Here is a 17190-nt window from a genome sequence, read left to right on the forward strand (position 1 = left end):
TAACAAGCCGCCTCATAAGAACGACGTTCAGGAGAGAGCAACATGTCCACCCCGCAGAATGTCGCCGTGAACGGCTCGCGCCTGTGGCAGAGCCTGATGGACATGGCGCAGATCGGCGCCACGCCCAAGGGCGGCGTGTGCCGGCTGGCGCTGACCGACCTCGACAAACAGGGCCGCGACCTGTTCGTACGCTGGTGCGAGGAGGCCGGCTGCACGGTCTCCGTCGACAAGATGGGCAACATCTTCGCCCGCCGCCCCGGCCGCGACGACAGCCTGCCCCCGGTCATTATGGGCAGCCATCTCGACAGCCAGCCGACCGGCGGCAAATATGACGGCGTCTATGGCGTGCTGGCCGGGCTGGAGGTGGTGCGCAGCCTGAACGACATGAACTACGTCACCGAGGCCCCGGTGGAGGTCGCGGTCTGGACCAACGAGGAAGGCTCGCGCTTCGCCCCGGCCATGGTGTCGTCCGGCGTCTTCGCCGGGGTGTTCGATCTGGAATACGGCCTGTCGCGCGCCGACCTCGACGGCAAGACGATGGGCGAGGAGCTGGCCCGCATCGGCTATGCCGGCGACCGGGAAGTCGGGGGCCGCAAGGTCGGCGCCTATTTCGAGGCCCACATCGAGCAGGGGCCGATCCTGGAGGCCGAAGGCAAGACCATCGGCGTCGTCACCGACTGCCAGGGCCAGCGCTGGTACGAGATCACCTTCACCGGCCAGGAGGCCCATGCCGGCCCGACCCCGATGGTCCGCCGCAAGGACGCCCTGCTGGGCGCCGCCCGCGTCGTCGACGCGGTGAACCGGATCGGCATGAAGTACGGACCGCTCGCCTGCGCCACGGTCGGGCTGATGCAGATCCATCCCAACAGCCGCAACGTCATCCCCGGCCGCGTCTTCTTCACCGTCGATTTCCGCCACCCGGACGACGCCATCCTCGCCGCCATGGACGGCGAGCTGCGCGTCGAGGTGGAGCGCATCGCCGGCGATATCGGGCTGGAGAGCGAGTTCCAGCAGATCTGGTACTACGCCCCCATCGCCTTCGACGCCGCCTGCGTCGCCGCCGTCCGCAAGGGGGTTGAGCGCACCGGCCACAGCTTCCGCGACATCGTGTCGGGCGCCGGCCACGACGCCTGTTACCTGTCCAAGGTCGCGCCGACAGGCATGGTCTTCATCCCCTGCATCGACGGCATCAGCCACAACGAAGTCGAGGAGACGACCCCGGAATGGTCGACCGCCGGCTGCGAGGTGCTGCTGCACGCCGTGCTCGACCGGGCGGATGCGATGGCCGAGCAGGTGAAAGCGTCGGCGGAGTGATACGCTCCTGTTGAGAGGGCATCAGCAACAGCGATGGCGAAGGCGATGGCGCGAACGGCTGCCGACACCACCGATACCACGTCGCCCCAGGGCCGCATCCGGCGTGAGAACGTCGAGCGGATCCTGAAGGCGGCCGAGCGCATTTTCGCCGAGGCCGGCTTCGCCGGCGCCACCATGGCCGACATCGCCGAGCGGGCCGGCCTGCCCAAGGCCAACCTGCATTACTATTTCGGCACCAAGGAGGATCTCTACCGTGCGGTGCTGGACAACATCCTGCGTATGTGGCTGGCCCCCATCGCCTCCTTCACCCCCGACGCCGATCCGGCGGAGACGCTGACCGCCTATGTCACCGCCAAGATGGAGGCATCGCGCACCCGCCCCCATGCCTCCAAGGTCTTCGCCAACGAGATCCTGCATGGCGGAACCCAGGTCGAACGCTTCCTGGCCGATGACCTCAAAGCGCTGGTCGATGCCAAGGCGGCGGTCATCGACGGCTGGGTCGCCGCCGGCCGCATGGCCCCGGTCGACGCCCGCCAGTTCCTGTTCATGATCTGGGCGGTGACCCAGCATTACGCCGACTTCGACGTGCAGATCCGCAAGGTGCTGGGCCGCCGGACCCTGACCCGCCAGGACTTCGCCGCCATGACGGTCGAAGTCCTGCGCATGGTCCTGCGCGCCGCCGGCCTGCCCGAACCCAAAGTCTCCGAACCACAGCCAGCCGAAACGCCCACCGACTCCGTCCCATCCATTTCCTGAGGGAGCGCCCGAGCATGTCCACCATCCTGATCCGCGGCGGAACCGTCGTCACCGCCGAGCAAACCCGCCGCGCCGATGTCCTCTGCCAGGACGGCATCATCACCGCGGTGGGCGACAAACTCGACGTGCCGGCGGGGGCGGAGGTGGTGGATGCCGGCGGCTGCTACGTCATGCCCGGCGGCATCGACCCGCACACCCACATGGAACTGCCCTTCATGGGCACGGTGACGACGGAGGATTTCTTCAGTGGCACCGCCGCCGGCTTCGCCGGGGGAACGACGACGATCATCGATTTCGTCATCCCCAACCCCAAGCAGAGCCTGATGGAGGCTTATCATACGTGGCGCGGCTGGGCGGAGAAGGCGGCCGGCGATTACAGCTTCCACGTCGCCGTGACATGGTGGGACAAGAGCGTGCGGCAGGACATGGGCACGCTGGTGGCCGACCATGGCGTGAACAGCTTCAAGCACTTCATGGCCTATAAGAACGCCATCATGGCCGACGACGAGACGCTGGTGAACAGTTTCCAGCGCTGCCTGGAGCTGGGCGCCATCCCCACCGTCCATGCCGAGAACGGCGAGCTGGTCTTCCAGCTCCAGAAGAAGCTGCTGGCCCAGGGCCTGACCGGACCCGAGGCCCATCCGCTGTCCCGCCCGCCGGAGGTGGAGGGCGAGGCCGCCAACCGCGCCATCCAGGTCGCCAAGGTGTTCGGCGTGCCGGTCTACATCGTCCATGTCTCGGCCAAGGAGGCGCTCGCCGCCATCGAGCGCGGCCAGAACGACGGCCAGCGCGTGTTCGGCGAGGTGCTCGCCGGTCATCTGCTGATCGACGACGGCGTCTACCGCAGCCCCGATTGGGACTTCGCCGCCGGCCACGTCATGAGCCCGCCCTTCCGCTCCAAGGAGCATCAGGACGCGCTGTGGCGCGGCCTGCAGGCGGGGCACCTGCACACCACCGCCACCGACCATTGCTGCTTCTGCGCCGAGCAGAAGGCGATGGGCCGCAACGACTTCACCAAGATCCCGAACGGCACGGCCGGCATCGAGGACCGCATGACCGCGCTGTGGACCCACGGCGTCAACAGCGGCCGGCTGACGATGAACGAGTTCGTCGCGGTGACCTCCGCCAACGCCGCCAAGATCTTCAACATCTACCCGCGCAAGGGCTCGGTCAGCGTCGGGGCCGATGCCGATCTGGTGGTGTGGGACCCGAAGGCGACCAGGACCATTTCGGCCAAGACCCAGATGCAGAAGGTCGGCCTGAACATCTTCGAAGGCATGACCGTCACCGGCACCCCGGCCTACACGCTGAGCCAGGGCCGCATCGTCCATGCGCTGGGCGAGAGCCGCGCGGTGCGCGGCGCCGGCCGCTACGTCAACCGCCCCGCCTTCCCGCCGGTCTACGAGGCGGTGACGAAGCGCAACGCCCTGAATGTCCCGGTGGCGGTGGAGCGGTAAGGCGGCTTCACCCGGCCTTCGCCAGGAGCGGCCCGACCCAGCGGGCCAGGAAGGCATCCTCCGGCGCTGCCGCCAGCGCCGGCCTTGCCGCCAGCAGCACTTGCAGCAGGGCGGTGTGCAGCTCCGTGCAGGCGGACAAATCCACCCGCGGCGCTGCCGCCGTCTCCAGCCATTCGGCCAGCGGCAGCGCATCCTCCACCGTGCAGGCGGCTTCGAAACGGGCGAGGTCGGAATCGAACCGGACCGGCATCACAGCAGCTCCCGCAGATCGAGCACCAGGATCAGGCGGCCGTCGCCCAGCACGGCGGTGCCGGCATAGCCGCGCAGGCTGCGCAATACGCCGGTCATCGGACGCAGCACCACGTCGGCGCGCTCGCCGACATCGTCGACCGCCAGCGCGACCGGACCGTCGCCCAGTTCGGCCAGCACCACGCAGTCGGTCTCGCGGGCGCGGTCGCCCTCAGGCTGGCCCAGCAGGCGGCGCAGCCGGACCAACGGCACCACCCGGTCGCGCAGCACCACGCTTTCCGCCCGCTTCACCGCGCGGATGGCGGCGCGCGGCACCCGCTGGATGCCGCCGACCAGCGCCACGGGGATGCCGTAGAGGGCGCCCGCCATCTCCACCACCACGACGCGGGTGATGCTGAGCGTCAGCGGCAGCGACAGCCGCACCCGCGTCCCGGTTCCGGGGGTGGAGGCGATCTCCACCCGGCCGCCGGCCCGTTCGACCGCCGCGCGCACCGCATCCATGCCCACGCCACGGCCCGACAGGTCGGAAACGGCGCCCGCGGTGCTGAAGCCGGGAGCGAAGACCAGCCGCACCGCGTCGGCGTCGGACAGCGCCGCGGCGGCCTCGGACTCCAGCAGCCCCTTGGCGACGGCGGCTCGGCGCATCGCCTCCGGGTCGATCCCGGCGCCGTCGTCCGACACCTCCACCACCACCCCGCCCTTGTCCTGCAGTGCGCGGACCCGCAGGGTGCCGGCGGACGGCTTGCCGGCGGCCGTGCGGCGCTCCGGCGGCTCGATGCCATGGTCCAGCGCGTTGCGCACCAGATGCAGCAGCGGCTCGCCCAGCACGTCGAGGATGTCCTTGTCGGCCTCCGTCTCGGCCCCTTCCAGCACCAGCTCCACACTCTTGTCCAGCCGGCGGGCGGTGTCGCGCACCAGCCGGGGCAGCGGATCGAAGACGCGGGCCAGCGGCAGCAGCCGCAGGCGCAGCGCCGCATGGCGCAGATCGCCGACCAGAGAGTCCAGCCGGGCGGAAAAGCCCTTCAGGTCGCGCCGCAGGTCCGTGGCCGCTTCACCGTCTTCGGCACGGCGCAGCAGCGGCCCCAGCTGTCCTTTCACCACCGACAGCTCACCCACCAGGGTCATCAGCGCATCCATCCGTTCCGGTTCGACCCGCAGGGCGCGGCGGACGGCGGGGATGGCGGCTGACGGAGTTTCTTGGGCGGCGGGACGGGACGGCCCTTCGGCCAGGAAGCGGCGCAGCGTGCCGGCATCGTCACAGGCCGCCTCGACCATGCGCCGCTCGGCCGGACGCCCCAGCGACGTCAGGATCGCGGCGACCGCCCGCGCCACCGCGGCACGGCGGGCGTCGCGTTCCCCGGCGCTGCCGGGCAGCTCCAGAATCCGCCCCTGTTCCTCCAGCATGCGCGCCGCCAGCGAATCCGGCGGTGCCGCCGCGACGGAGGGCGTCACCGTCGTCGCCGGTGCATTCAGCGTGACGGCGGCGATCTGCACTTGATCCGGCACGCTGCGGAAGGCCGGGCGCACCGCCTCGATGTCGGCGCCGCTCAGCGCGTGGAAACGCAGGATGCAGCGGTAGGGGTCAATCTCCGCCGGCCCCGTCAGCGGTTCTGCCGGCTCGATGCGCAGCAGCCGCAGGTCGGGCACCCGGCGGAACAGCCCAAACGGGTCGTCGCCGGTGAAGAAGCATTCGGGATCGGGCCGGTAGTCGATGGCGGTCAGCCGGCCTTCGCCCGCCGCCGCCCTCTCCTCCGCCGTCAGCGCCGCAAGCCAGGGAAATGCCTCCGTCTCCCCGCCGTCAGCGCCAGAGTCCTCCGCTGCCCCGTCCCCGGCAAGCCCTCGGACCAGCGCGTCGGCGGCGGTCGGCGCGTCGGCGGGCAGCGCGCCGACCCCCTCCAGCGCCGCCACCCAGCGGGCGCACTGGTCGAGCACACGGAACAGCCGGTCGGCCAATTCCGGCGTCATGCCGCGCCGGCCGTCGCGCAGCAGCGACAGCGTGTCCTCCCCGGCATGGACCAGCCGGGTGAAGGGCGCCATCTCGAACAGGGCGCTCGCCCCCTTCAGCGTATGGAAGGCGCGGAACAGCTCGCCCACCGACGCGCGGTCGGCGGGATCGCGCTCCAGCGCCAGCAGCGCGCCGCCGGCGCTCTCCAGCAGTTCCTGCGCCTCGACGATGAACTGGTCGAACAGCTCGTTCACGGCACCCCCTCCGGTCCAAGCGGACGGCCGGTCAGCAACCGCGCCGCCTCCACCAGCATCTCCGGCCGCGGCGGCTTCACGATGTACCAGTTGGCCCCGGCCAGCAGCGCCTGTTCGCGGTCGCTGTCCTTCGATTCGGTGCTGATCATGATGGCCGGCACGTCGCGCAGCACCGGATCGCGGCGCAGGACGCGCAGCATGGTGTAGCCGTCCATCTTGCGCATGTTGACGTCGACGATCACCAGATCGGGCGGCTCGGCCATCGCCCGTTCCAGCCCTTCGATGCCGTTCACCGCCTCGTCAACCACGAAGCCGGCGGCCTCCAGCACGCGGCGGCTGAAGGCGCGGACGGTCACGGCGTCGTCCACCACCAGGATGCGCGGTCCGTTCATGGCGTCCCCCCATCCGTGGGTTTCTGGTAGAGGATCGCGTCGGGGAAGCGGCGCGGGACGAACAGCGAGGACATGCGGCTCATGCTTTCCGAATGGCCGAGGCAGACGAAGCCGCCGGGCGCCAGGGCATCGTGGAACATTCCCGCCGCCTCCCGCCGGCCAAGGTCGTCGAAATAGATCAGCAGGTTGCGGCAGAAGATCACATCGATCCCGCGGAACCCACGCACCTGCTGCGGATCCGCGATGTTGACCAGCGAGAAATCGACCGAGTCCCGCAACTCCTCCGCGATCCGCCAGCGCGGACCCCCGGCTTCCGCAGTCCCGCGCACGGGCTTGAAATACTTGGCGCGCAGATGGGCCGGCAGCCCCTGCAGTGCACGCTCGTCATAGATGCCCTCGCGCGCGCGCTCCAGCACGGCACTGTCGATGTCCGACGCCAGCAGTTCGATCTCGTAATCGTCCACCCGGCGCCAGTGCTCCAGCAGCATGATGGCGATGGAATAGGGCTCCTCCCCGGTGGCGCAGCCGGCCGACCAGATGCGCAGCCGCGCGCCCCTGGGCTTGTCCCGCACCAGCTCGTCGAGGACGGAGTTCACCAGGCAGTCGAACTGGTACTTCTCGCGGAAGAAATAGGTCTCGTTCACCGTCATCAGGTTGACGAGCCGCTGCAGTTCCTCCCCCGACGCCTGGAAGCGCAGCAGGTTCAGATAGGCGCGCAGGCCCGTCGCGCCGACCGCCTGCATGCGGGCGGCGACGCGGCGGTCGACGAAATAGCGCTTGGCCTCGGTGAAGGACAGGCCGGTGCGATCCCGCAGGAAATCGCACAGGGCCGCATAGTCCTCCGGCGACAGGCCGTCCGGTTCGCTCTCCCTCACGCGCTCACCCGCCATTGAAGCTGGAGCGGGCGGCGTCGACGGCGAAGGCGACGAAAGCATCGTCGGGAAAGCGCCGGGCCAGGGTTTCCAGGCTGGACAGCGCCTCCGGACTGCCGGCCTCCGCCAGCGCCTCCACCGCGGCGAGGCCGACATTGACGTCGGCGTCCCGCTCCAGCACGGCCGCCAGCCAATCGGCCCGGCCGGGATGGGCAAGGCCGCCAAGCCCCTGCACCGCGAAGATGCGCAGGTCCGGGTCGGCATGGCGGAGCAGCGGCAGCAACGCCGGAGCCGCGACCCCGGCGGGCATCTGCTGCAGGCTTTCCAGCGCGGCGTTGCGCAGGGCGGCGTCCTCGCGGTCGAGGAAGGGAAGCAATGCCGCCGCCGCCTCGTCCGTCGCGATGCGGGCGAGCGCCGTCAGGATCGCCTCCCGCACGCCGGCATCGCCCTCCGTCTCCAGCCGGCGGACGAGCGCCGCCACGGCTCCCGGAGGCGCTGCATGGCCCAGGCCATGCGCGGCGTCGCGGCGGACCGAAGGATCGGCCTCCTCCAGCGCCGCCAGCGGATCCACCGGCGGAGCGGCCTGGGCGTCGGGCACCGCAGGACCGGACGGCGCGGCGGCGGACTTCTTCCTCACCAGTCCCATGGCATCCTCCCTAAGCAGGTTTTCCGAACTCCGCCCCNTCAGCCAGCGGATCAGCTGGCCGGCGATGCGGTCCGACGGCAGCACGGTGCCGGCACCGCCGCGCCGGATCAAATCCTGCGGCATGCCGAAGACGACGGCGCTGTCCTCCGACTCCGCGATGGTCCGTCCGCCGCGGGCGTGCAGATCCGCCATCGACGCGGCGCCGTCGTTGCCCATGCCGGTCAGCAGCACCCCGACCAGCCGCTCCGCCGGCAGCAGCCGCATGGCGCTGGCCACCAGCCGGTCGGCATTGGGGTGCCAGGGCCGGTCGGGCGACGCGGGCACGCAGACCGCCTGCAGCCGCCCGCCGCGCCGTGCCAGCTCCACGTCGGCGCCGCCGCGGGCGATGCAGACCATGCCCGCCTCCAGCACCGCCGCCCGCTCCACCTCCAGCACCCGCAGGGCGCACAGCTCGTCCAGCCGCCGCGCCAGCGTCGCGGTGAAGGCGGCCGGCATATGCTGGGCCACCACCACCGGCCAGGGGAAGTCGGCCGGCAGCAGCGGCAGGATGTCCTCCAGCGTGCTGGGCCCGCCAGTGGACACGCCGACCAGCACGACGCCGTCCCCTTCCCCGCCCGCGGCGAACCCTGCCGCGGGCGGAGCCGGCAGCGGAGCTTCGGGGGCGACGAAATCCTCTCCGGCGATGCGGGCGCGCGCCAGCCGCAGCCGCTCGCGCAGGCCCCTGACCCGGCGCGGACGCGACGACGCGGCGGCGCGCACCGTCTCCACCAGCCCCTCGCCGATGCGGCCGATGGCGCCGGCGGCCGGCTTCTGCACCGCCTCCACCGCCCCAAGCCGCAGCGCCTCCAGCGTCTCCTCCGCGCCTGCAGCGGTGAGAGCGGAAACCATGACCACCGGCTTGGGATGCTCCACCATGATGCGGGCGAGGCAGGCCAGCCCGTCCATGCCGGGCATGGTCACATCGAGAGTCACCACGTCCGGATCGACGACCGGCAACCGCGCCAGGGCCTCCTCGCCCGTCGCGGCGGTCTCCACCCGGAAACCGGCCTCCGTCAGCAGATCCGCGATGCGCCGGCGCATCAACGCGGAATCGTCCACCACCAGCACCGTCAGCACGCTGTCCCCCATCGAACCGTCACTGACGGGTAACGAGCAGGTCGGCCAGCCGATCCATGTCGAGCAGGCTTTCCACATCCATCAGCAGGATCAGACGCGCGGCAGAGCCGGCATCCCGACCTGCCGCTTCGAGCGTCGCCACCCGGCGGATCAGCCGGCGCTGCGCCGCCGATACCGCCGGGGCCGGGCCGATCCGTTCCGCCGGGATCGCCACCAGCCCGGCCAGCCCGTCGACCAGCAGCCCGGCCCGCGCGGCATCGGCTCCGTCATGGCCGACCACGACGATACGTCCACGCGCCAGTCCTTGGGTCGCTTCGCCGCCCACCGCAGGCAGATGCAGCAGCCGGCGCTGGTCGATCAGCGGCAGCACCTCGCCGCGCAGGGTCAGCACGCCGCTGACGAAATCGGGGGCGTTGGGCAGGGGCGTGACGCTGTCGGGCCGGCGCAGCACCTCGCGCACGGCGGCAACCGGCAGGCCGTACTCCACCCCGGCAAGGCTGAAGACGACGAAACGCTCCGCCATGCCGCCCGTATCCGCGAGCCGTGCCGCTTCCATGCCGTCCCCCTCCCCACCGACAGCTGTCGCGGCACCGAGCGCCGCGCCATGGCGGAACAGCCGCTCCGCCGACAGGACGGAGACCAGCCGCCGTCCGCCATCGGCCCTTGCGATGCCGTCCAAATCCTCGAACTCAGGTTCGCGGGCGAGAAAGGCCGGCACCGGATCGATCTGCGCGGCCTCGATCCGCAGGATCTCCCGCACCCCGTCCACCAGGACGCCGACCGGGGCCTGCCCCTGTCCGGAGCGCACCACGACAACCCGGCGCCCGGCCATCTGCCCGCCAGCGCCCTCCAGCCCGAACAGCGCGCCCAGCCCCACCAGCGGCAGAAGCCGGTCGCGCACCGACATCACCCCCAGCAGATGCGCCCTGGACCGCGCCATGCGGGCGACCTCGCGCGGTGCCGGCAGCACCTCGCGCACGCGCTCCACCGGCAGGGCGAATTCCTGCCCGGCGACCTCGAAGACCAGCAGCGCCGGCCGGTCGGTCCCGCCCGCGGACCCGGCGCCGGCGCTTTGGCCGGTGGTCTGTCCCAGGCTGCCGGCCGGCCGGCCGGCGGTCGCCGGCCGGTCGGTCCCGCCCGGATCGCCGAACTGGCGGTCGATCAGCACGTCGGCCTTCAGGATGGTGGCCGGGCCATCGCGCAACAGGCCGTCCGATATGATGGGATCGAGCCCGCCATCCTCGGCGGTCACCGGGTCGATGCGGCAAGGGTCGATGCGCAGGATGCCGGCCATGGCGTCCACCCGCAGGCCGACCGGCTGGCCGCGGTGCCCGACCAGCACCACGCGGGTCTCGCGCGTGTCGGCCATGCCGCCGTGCCGCCCCAGCGCCGTCGCGAGGTTCAGCACCGGCACCGCGTCGCCATGCCAATGCGCCAGCCCCTCCAGCCCCGGCGGTCCCAGCGGGATGCGCACGAGCGTCGGCGGACGGATCACCGCATGAACGGACGACATCGGCAGGGCGAGGCGGAGGTCGCCGACCGTCACGGTGACGAAGGCGAGGCTGCCCGCCTCGCTGCCGTCGGACACCTCGCCGGCTGCGGCTTCCGTCGCCATGGCGGTCAAGCCGCGCCGAGCAGGCTGTCGGCCATCGCCGCGATCTCCTCGATCGCCGACGCCAGTTCCTCCGCCCCCTTGGCCTGTTCGCGGGCCGCCTTGGCGGCCTCGGTCGCGGCGAGGTTGGCGGCGGCGGCGGCGGCGGCCACCTGCTCGACCCCGGTGCGGGTCTCGCGCAGGGAGATGGTGGTCTCCGCGGCGGCGTCCAGGATCTCACGGCTGCCGGCGGTGACCACCCGCAGCTCCTGCGCGCCGGCGGTCAGGGTGACGCCGAAGGCGCGGTGGCGCGCGGTTTCCGCCACCGCAATGGCAGACACCTCGTCGATGTCGCGGCGGACCCGCAGCATCTGGTCCTGGATGTCGCGGACGATGTCCTTGACCCGCTCGGCGCTTTCGGCGCTGTCGCCGGCCAGCTTGCGGATGTCGCCGCTGACCACGGTGAAGCCGCGGCCGAACTCGCCCGCCCGCGCCGCCTCGATGGAGCCGCTGACCGCCAGCATGCCGGTCTGGATGGCGACGGTGGCGATGGCATCGACCACCTTGTCGATGCGCCGGCCGATCCGTTCCAGCGCGTCCAGCCGCTCGCCGGCCCGGCGGGAGGAGTCGACAGCCTCCAGCATGCCGTCGGCCAGCCGGCCGATGGTGTCGCGGGTTTCGCCCAGCAGGCTTTCCATCGAGGCGCAGCGCTCGACCGAATCCTGCGCCCGGTTGGCGGCGAGCGTCGCCGCCGCGTCGATCTCCGCGATGGCGGAGGCGAGCTGGTGGGTGGCGGCACTCTGCGATTGGGCGCCGCCGGAGATCTGGCCGATCGCCGTCATGATCTGGGCGGCGGCGCGGTTGATCTCCTCGATGGCGGCGGACAGCTCCTCAGCGGCCGAAGCCAGTTCGTCGGCGGTGACGGCGAGGTCGGCGGTGCCCTCCAGATCCTCGGCCAGTTCCGACAGCTGGCCTGCGGCGCGCTGGCTCTGGCTCAGGGCGACAGCCTGCTCGCCCGCGGTCTTCAGCGCCTCCTCGGCGGCGGCGGACTGCTCCTCGGCGCTGGCGGCGATGGTTTCCGCCCCGCGCAGCGCCTCGCGCGCGGCCTGGTCGGCTTCCACCGCCGCGCGGATGGTCTCCTGCGCGCCCTGCACCAGCGCGCTCATGTCGGACCGCATGCCCTCCAGCTGCTGCACGATGGTGCGTCCGCGCGCCACCTCCGCCTTGGCGGCGTCGGAGGAGGCGACGATGCCGGCGGCGATGGCGGCCACCGCCTCCTGGATGTCCCCGACCATCGCCTGAATGTCGTTGGCGCTGCGCTCGGACCGCTCGGCCAGCGCCTGCACCTCGTCGGCGACGACGGCGAAGCCCCTGCCGGCCTCGCCCGCCCNGCCGATCTCACTCGCCCGGGCCTCCAGGTCGCGCACCAGCCGGACCGACGCTTCCTGCCGCTCGGCGGCGCGGACGATGCCGTCGATGGAGGACAGGATTTGGCCGCTGACATCCTTCAACGTTCCCTGCAGCGCCTCCACCCGCAGAACCGCCTGCTCGGCCGTAGCGCGCGACCGGGCCAGCAGTTCCGACGCGCGGCCGATCATGCGCTGCGACTGCTGGGTGGCGCCGGCCGATTCCTCGGCACCGGCGGCGATCTGCTCCATAGCCCGGCGCAGCTCTTCGGCGGCGGAGGCGGCCTGGGTGACGCCGCTCGCCAGTTCGGTCGAGGCGGCGGCGATGCCGCTGGCGGCCTGCCGGCGGCGCGAGTCGGCACGCGCCCGGCGGCGCTGCGGAGCGCTCGGCGCGGCGGCTTCCGGCTGCGGGGCGGTTTTCCTGATCGGCGCGGCAGGCCTGGCGACGTCGGCCGCCTCCCCGCCCGGACCGGCATCGCCGCCGTCCTTGTTCCGGGCGGTGCGCGCCGTGTCCATTTCGGTCTTCTTGATGAGTGCCATGGTGCTTCCCCGCCTTTCGAGCCGGTTCTTCTTGTTGGTTTTCAGGCCACCAGCCGCCCGATGTAACGGCCGAGCGTGGCCTGCAGCGCTCCCGCCGAGCCTGCGTCGAGCAGCAGGACCACCCGTCCCCCGACCGTGACGCCGGCCGCGGCACCGTCGCCGCCGGGCAGGTCGGTGCGCAGATCGATGTGCAAGAGCAGCGCGGCCCCAGCCAACCCGGTCCGGGCGGCTCCCGCCTCGATCGCGATGGCCGGCTGCGCCATGGCGCAGCCGCGCAGAACCTCCGCCCCGCTGCCGCGGACCAACACGGGCAGGCCGGTGTCCACCGGCTCGCCCAGCAGGTTGGAAACCAGCGCCAGCGCGCTGTTCAGCACGACGTTGCCCAGCTCCGCCAGGACCTCGTCCTCCAGCGCCGCAACATCCTCCGCCGGAATGTCGGGGGGAAGCGCCGCGCGCACCAGCGGCAGGCTGCCGCCCTGGGGGAAGACCAGCAGGGCGCAGCCCGCGAACAGGCCGCCCAGCTTTTCCGACACGCCCACCAACGGCGGCGCCAGCGCCCGGTCCAGCAGCCCGGCCACCTCGGCCGGCGGCACCATCTCGACCGACGGCACCGACAGCGTCACCAGACAGCCCAGCATGCGGCCGAGCGCGGTCGACGCCTTGCCGATCCCGATGTTGCCCAGTTCGGCCAGCGCGTCGCGCTCCAGCTCGCTCAGCATGGGGGTGACGGTCACTCCGGCACGGCCTGGGAGGGGCGGCGCAACGGCAGGGCGGTGGAATTCAGGAAGCGGGCGACCTGCTCCTCCTCCAGCGGCTTGGGCATGAAGGCGGCGCCGAGCGCGCGGATGCCCGACACCACCGCGTCCTGCGCGTTGGCGGTGATGATGGCGATATGGACGTTCGGATGGCCCGCCCGCAGCTTGGCCGCGGTCTCCACGCCATTGTCACCGGGCATGTTGTAATCGATGATCGCAACATCCACCGGCGTATCCTGAAGCGTCTTGAAGAGTTCATCGCCGTTCGCCGCCTCGACGACCGACCAGTCCGGCTTGTTGCGCAAGACCATGGCCCGCACATGCATGCGTGAGAGCTTGCTGTCATCGACAATGATTGCAGTCTTACCCAAGATATACGCCTTTTGGATGGATTTCGACCGGCACAGTCGAATTATGTGCAAGTATACAGAATGCTTGTCGCCACGCCAGTCCCGTTCATCGCAGCCGCGAATGGGTGTCGGGATTTTGCGGGCGCGGCGGCCGGCCGACTCATGCTATCGAGACGGACCGTCTCCTTCGATCCGGCCTCCGTTCCATGCCGCCACCCTCCGCCGCCGCCGAACTGGCCGCCCTGCTGGGCCATGCGCTGGGCCACCACCGCGCCGGCGACCTGGATGGGGCGGAGCGCGCCTACCGCGCGATGCTGGCGGCCGACCGTGGCAATCCCGATGCGCTGCACCTGCTGGGCGTGCTGCACCACCAGCGCGGCCAGGATGCAGAGGCGGTCGGGCTGATCGGCCAAGCCATCGCGCGTCGCCCCCGGATGGCGGAGCAGCACGCCAATCTCGGATTGGCCCTCCATGCGCTCGGCCGGCTGGGCGAGGCGGAGGCGGAATACCGCCGGGCGCTGGCCCTGCGCGAGGCCTATCCGCAGGCACACAACAGCCTGGGCAGCGCGTTGCAGGAGCAGGACAGGCTGGCGGAGGCCGCCATCCATTACCGCCGCGCGCTGGATCTCGACGCCGGCTATGCCGAGGCCTGGGCCAATCTCGGCACCCTGCTGCGGGCGCAGGACGAGTATGCCGAGGCGGAGACGGCGCTGCGCCATGCCCTGCGGCTCGATCCCGGCCATGCGACGGCACTGACCAATCTCGGCGTCGTGCTGAAGGAGACCGGCCGCAGCGGGGAGGCCGAGGCCGCGCATCTTGAGGCGTTGCGTCTCGTCCCCGACGATGCCGAGACCATGGTGAACCTCGCCCTGCTGCGCGACGCCCAGGGCCGCGGCGGGGAGGCGGAAACGCTCTACCGGCAGGCACTGGCCCTGTCGCCGGGCTTCGCCCTGGCCCGCTGGAATCTCGCCCTGCGGCTGCTCGGCCAGGGGCGGCTGACGGAGGGGTGGGACGGGTATGAGGCGCGCTTCGCCTCCCGCCGCGTCTCGGCCGGGCGCAGCTTCACGCTGCCGCCCTGGGACGGTGCTCTGGACGGGGCCGCGGTCGGGCGCCTGCTGGTCTGGCGCGAACAGGGCTTGGGGGACGAGCTGATGTTCGGCACCGTCCTGCCCGACCTCGCCGCACGGCTTGGGCCAGGCAATCTGGTGGTGGAGGTCGATGCCCGGCTGACCGGGCTGGTCGGCCGCGCCCTGCCCGGCGCCACGGTGCGGGCGCAGACGGCCGATCCGGCTGACGCCGACGCCCATCTGGCAATGGGATCGCTGCCCCGGCTGCTGCGGCCGGCGCTGTCCGCCTTTCCCGACCGGCGGTCCTGGCTGGCGCCCGACCCGGCGCGGATGGCGGACTGGCAGAACCGGCTGGCGGCGCTGGGGCCGGGCCTGCGCGTCGGCATCTGCTGGGGCAGCCAGAACATGCTGGGGGAGCGCAAGGCCTCCTACACGACGCTCGCCGACTGGACGCCGCTGCTGACCCTGCCCGGCCTGATCCCGATCACCCTGCAATATGACGGGCGCGAGGCGGAGATCGCCGCGGCCGAGGAGCGTCTCGGCCTGCGCATCCACCGCTGGCCGGACACCGACCTGAAGAACGACCTGGAGGGGGTGGCCGCGCTGATCGCCGGCCTCGATCTCGTGGTGACGGTGGCCAGTTCGGTGGGCGAGATGGCGGGCGCGCTCGGCGTGCCGGTCTGGCGCTTCGGCCCGGCCGGCGACTGGACGGCACTGGGCAGCGCGGTGCGGCCCTGGTTCCCATCCATGCGGCTGTGGAGCGTGCGGCCGGGCGAAGGGCTGGCGGATGTGCTGGCCCGGATGGCGATGGACCTGTGTCGTCTGGTCCCTGCCCTGCCCATCGCCGACTGGCTGGCGGAGGCGCGGGACCTCCACGAGTCCGGCCGCTGGCCGGAGGCGGAGAAGGCTTATCAGCGCATCCTCGACCAGGGCGGCGAAGTGCCGGCGGCACTGGAAGGCTATGGCCTGCTCGGCCATCAGGCCGGCCGTCCCGACATCGCCGTCACCTTGCTGACCCGCGCCATCGCCGCGGAGCCGACCGCCGGCCGCCACAAGCGCCGCGCGCTCGCCCATCAGGAGATGGGGGAGATGACGGAAGCCGAGGCCGACTGGCAGGCCGCCGCCACGCTTGCCCCCGACGATGTGGAGGCGCTCGGCAATCTCGGCGCCCTGCGCCTGACCCGCGGGGCCGGCAGGGAAGCCGCGGAGGCGACCGATGCGGCTCTGCACCACGCCCCCGGCCATGCGGGGCTGTGGACCAATGCCGGGCTGGCCCGGCAGGCGATGGGCGGCGACGGTGTGCCGGCCTTCCGGCGGGCGCTCGCCCTCGATCCCGCTCTGGCGGAGGCCTGGACCGCCCTGTCGGCAGACGCCCTGCGCGACGCCGCGCGTGCCGCCGTGGCGGAGCGTGCGGCAAGGCGGGCCTTAAGCCTGCGGCCCGGCGACCCGTCGGCGGTCGGCAATCTCGGGCTGGCGGCGCTGGCGCTCCACCGGCCGGTGGAGGCGGTGGCGCATCTGCGTCAGGCTCTCCAGGGCCGTCCGGGCGACCTCGGTGCGCTCGGCAACCTCGCCCTGGCTCTGGAACGGGCGGGCGACGGCGCCGCAGCCGGAGTGGCTTGGTGGCGGGTGATCCTGCTGGCTCCCGGCGTCGGAGCCGGCTGGGCCGGGCTGGCCGATCTGCGGCAACGCCAGGGCCGGTTGGATGCCGCGCTGAAGGGATGGGGCCGGGCGCTGGCGCTGGAGCCCAGGCGGGCGGAGTGGCGCTACAATCTGGGCAACGCCCTGCACGCCTCCGGCCGGCCGGAGGAGGCCGATGCGGCCTATCGGCAGGCGGTGGAGGACGAGCCGGGCCTGACGCTCGCCGCCTTCAACCGCGGCTATGCGGCGTTGGCGCGGGGGGAGCTCGCTGCCGGCTGGACCGGGCTGGAGGCCCGTTTCGCCGCCGGGCAGGCCCTGCCCGACCGCCGGTTCCGCATTCCCGCCTGGGACGGCGGCGACCTGACGGGAAAGACCGTGCTGGTCTGGCGCGAGCAGGGGGTGGGTGACGAGCTGATGTTCAGCGCCTGCTATGCCGACCTGATCGCGCGGGCGGGACAGGTGATCCTGGAATGCGAACCGCGGCTGGTGGATTTGTTCGCGCGCTCCTTCCCGCAGGCGGTGGTGCGGGCGGCGACGGCGGACCCGGTGGACGCGGATTGCCATGTCCCGGCGGGGTCGCTGCCGTTGCGGCTGGGCTGGGGGTTGGGCGGCTTTCCGGCGCGGGAGGGATGGCTGCGGGCGGACGAGGCGGCGGTTCGGCGGTGGCGGGGGTGGTTGGGGGGATTGGGTGAGTTCGGCGGCGACGGNTGCTGGCGCAGCGGCCTCCGCAACGCCTTGCGCGATGCCAACTACGCGCCGCTGACCGACTGGGCACCGATCCTCACCCTGCCCGGCCTGCGCCTGGTCAACCTTCAATATGACGACTGCGAATCCGAACTCGC

General features: G+C 72.0%; 13 protein-coding genes and 1 pseudogene. 4 read left to right on the forward strand and 10 right to left on the reverse strand.

Annotation, left to right across the window (positions count from 1 at the left end; genetic code table 11):
* The first annotated feature begins 42 nt into the window (after window positions 1–42).
* The 3 genes from A6A40_RS24775 to hydA are packed head-to-tail and all read left to right on the forward strand — an operon-like array spanning window position 43 to window position 3527.
* Window positions 43–1314 (forward strand): Zn-dependent hydrolase, encoded by a 1272-nt coding sequence (locus tag A6A40_RS24775; protein WP_108548553.1) that lies wholly within the window; start codon window positions 43–45, stop codon window positions 1312–1314.
* 33 nt (window positions 1315–1347) lie between these two features.
* Window positions 1348–2070 (forward strand): TetR/AcrR family transcriptional regulator, encoded by a 723-nt coding sequence (locus tag A6A40_RS24780; protein WP_108548554.1) that lies wholly within the window; start codon window positions 1348–1350, stop codon window positions 2068–2070.
* Window positions 2071–2084: 14 nt separating this feature from the next.
* The gene (gene hydA, locus A6A40_RS24785) at window positions 2085–3527 is read left to right on the forward strand and encodes a dihydropyrimidinase (protein WP_108548555.1); all 1443 of its coding nucleotides are present in this window, start codon (window positions 2085–2087) and stop codon (window positions 3525–3527) included.
* A 7-nt stretch (window positions 3528–3534) separates the two neighbouring features.
* On the opposite strand, the gene A6A40_RS24790 is transcribed toward hydA, so the two are convergent.
* The 10 genes and pseudogenes from A6A40_RS24790 to A6A40_RS24835 all read right to left on the reverse strand — a co-directional run bounded on the left by A6A40_RS24790 (window position 3535) and on the right by A6A40_RS24835 (window position 13715).
* A complete protein-coding gene (locus A6A40_RS24790) occupies window positions 3535–3777 on the reverse strand; it encodes a hypothetical protein (protein WP_108548556.1) in 243 nt (80 codons plus the stop codon).
* Window positions 3777–5975: a chemotaxis protein CheA gene (locus A6A40_RS24795; protein WP_108548557.1), complete on the reverse strand. Its 2199-nt coding sequence runs from the start codon at window positions 5973–5975 to the stop codon at window positions 3777–3779. The genes A6A40_RS24790 and A6A40_RS24795 overlap by 1 nt, the downstream gene beginning before the upstream one ends.
* Window positions 5972–6367 carry a response regulator gene (locus tag A6A40_RS24800; RefSeq protein WP_108548558.1) on the reverse strand — a complete coding sequence of 132 codons (396 nt, stop codon included), beginning with the start codon at window positions 6365–6367 and terminating at the stop codon, window positions 5972–5974. Before A6A40_RS24800 ends, A6A40_RS24795 begins: the two co-directional genes overlap by 4 nt.
* A complete protein-coding gene (locus A6A40_RS24805; RefSeq protein WP_108548559.1) occupies window positions 6364–7257 on the reverse strand; it encodes a CheR family methyltransferase in 894 nt (297 codons plus the stop codon). Before A6A40_RS24805 ends, A6A40_RS24800 begins: the two co-directional genes overlap by 4 nt.
* A complete protein-coding gene (locus tag A6A40_RS24810; RefSeq protein ID WP_108548960.1) occupies window positions 7247–7885 on the reverse strand; it encodes a HEAT repeat domain-containing protein in 639 nt (212 codons plus the stop codon). Before A6A40_RS24810 ends, A6A40_RS24805 begins: the two co-directional genes overlap by 11 nt.
* 38 nt (window positions 7886–7923) lie before the next feature.
* A pseudogene (gene cheB, locus A6A40_RS24815) lies at window positions 7924–9001 on the reverse strand (chemotaxis-specific protein-glutamate methyltransferase CheB); the annotation flags it as partial.
* A 19-nt stretch (window positions 9002–9020) separates the two neighbouring features.
* The gene (locus A6A40_RS24820; RefSeq protein WP_167562530.1) at window positions 9021–10616 is read right to left on the reverse strand and encodes a chemotaxis protein CheW; all 1596 of its coding nucleotides are present in this window, start codon (window positions 10614–10616) and stop codon (window positions 9021–9023) included.
* 5 nt (window positions 10617–10621) lie between these two features.
* The coding region (locus A6A40_RS24825; RefSeq protein WP_261344800.1) for a methyl-accepting chemotaxis protein at window positions 10622–11982 on the reverse strand (1361 nt) is incomplete at its 5' end.
* Between the two features lie 597 nt (window positions 11983–12579).
* Window positions 12580–13272: a chemotaxis protein CheC gene (locus tag A6A40_RS24830; RefSeq protein ID WP_108548562.1), complete on the reverse strand. Its 693-nt coding sequence runs from the start codon at window positions 13270–13272 to the stop codon at window positions 12580–12582.
* Complete coding sequence (locus A6A40_RS24835; protein ID WP_335645202.1) at window positions 13269–13715, reverse strand: response regulator; 447 nt, start codon at window positions 13713–13715, stop codon at window positions 13269–13271. Before A6A40_RS24835 ends, A6A40_RS24830 begins: the two co-directional genes overlap by 4 nt.
* A 134-nt stretch (window positions 13716–13849) precedes the next feature.
* Here A6A40_RS24835 and A6A40_RS24840 point away from each other — a divergent pair.
* Window positions 13850–17055 (forward strand): tetratricopeptide repeat protein (locus A6A40_RS24840; protein ID WP_257792307.1); only part of this gene is annotated, 3206 nt, incomplete at its 3' end.
* Between the last annotated feature and the right edge of the window lie 135 nt (window positions 17056–17190).

Source organism: Azospirillum humicireducens (assembly GCF_001639105.2).
In the GTDB taxonomy this organism is placed as follows: Bacteria; Pseudomonadota; Alphaproteobacteria; order Azospirillales; family Azospirillaceae; genus Azospirillum; species Azospirillum humicireducens.

What these genes read in the sequence shown, in the direction of transcription:
- A6A40_RS24820 (WP_167562530.1), bottom strand. Translation starts at nt 10,616, where the DNA reads ATGGCGACGGAAGCCGCAGCCGGCGAGGTGTCCGACGGCAGCGAGGCG.
- A6A40_RS24780 (WP_108548554.1), top strand. Translation starts at nt 1,348, where the DNA reads ATGGCGAAGGCGATGGCGCGAACGGCTGCCGACACCACCGATACCACG.
- A6A40_RS24775 (WP_108548553.1), top strand. Translation starts at nt 43, where the DNA reads ATGTCCACCCCGCAGAATGTCGCCGTGAACGGCTCGCGCCTGTGGCAG.
- hydA (WP_108548555.1), top strand. Translation starts at nt 2,085, where the DNA reads ATGTCCACCATCCTGATCCGCGGCGGAACCGTCGTCACCGCCGAGCAA.
- A6A40_RS24790 (WP_108548556.1), bottom strand. Translation starts at nt 3,777, where the DNA reads ATGCCGGTCCGGTTCGATTCCGACCTCGCCCGTTTCGAAGCCGCCTGC.
- A6A40_RS24800 (WP_108548558.1), bottom strand. Translation starts at nt 6,367, where the DNA reads ATGAACGGACCGCGCATCCTGGTGGTGGACGACGCCGTGACCGTCCGC.
- A6A40_RS24810 (WP_108548960.1), bottom strand. Translation starts at nt 7,885, where the DNA reads ATGGGACTGGTGAGGAAGAAGTCCGCCGCCGCGCCGTCCGGTCCTGCG.
- A6A40_RS24805 (WP_108548559.1), bottom strand. Translation starts at nt 7,257, where the DNA reads ATGGCGGGTGAGCGCGTGAGGGAGAGCGAACCGGACGGCCTGTCGCCG.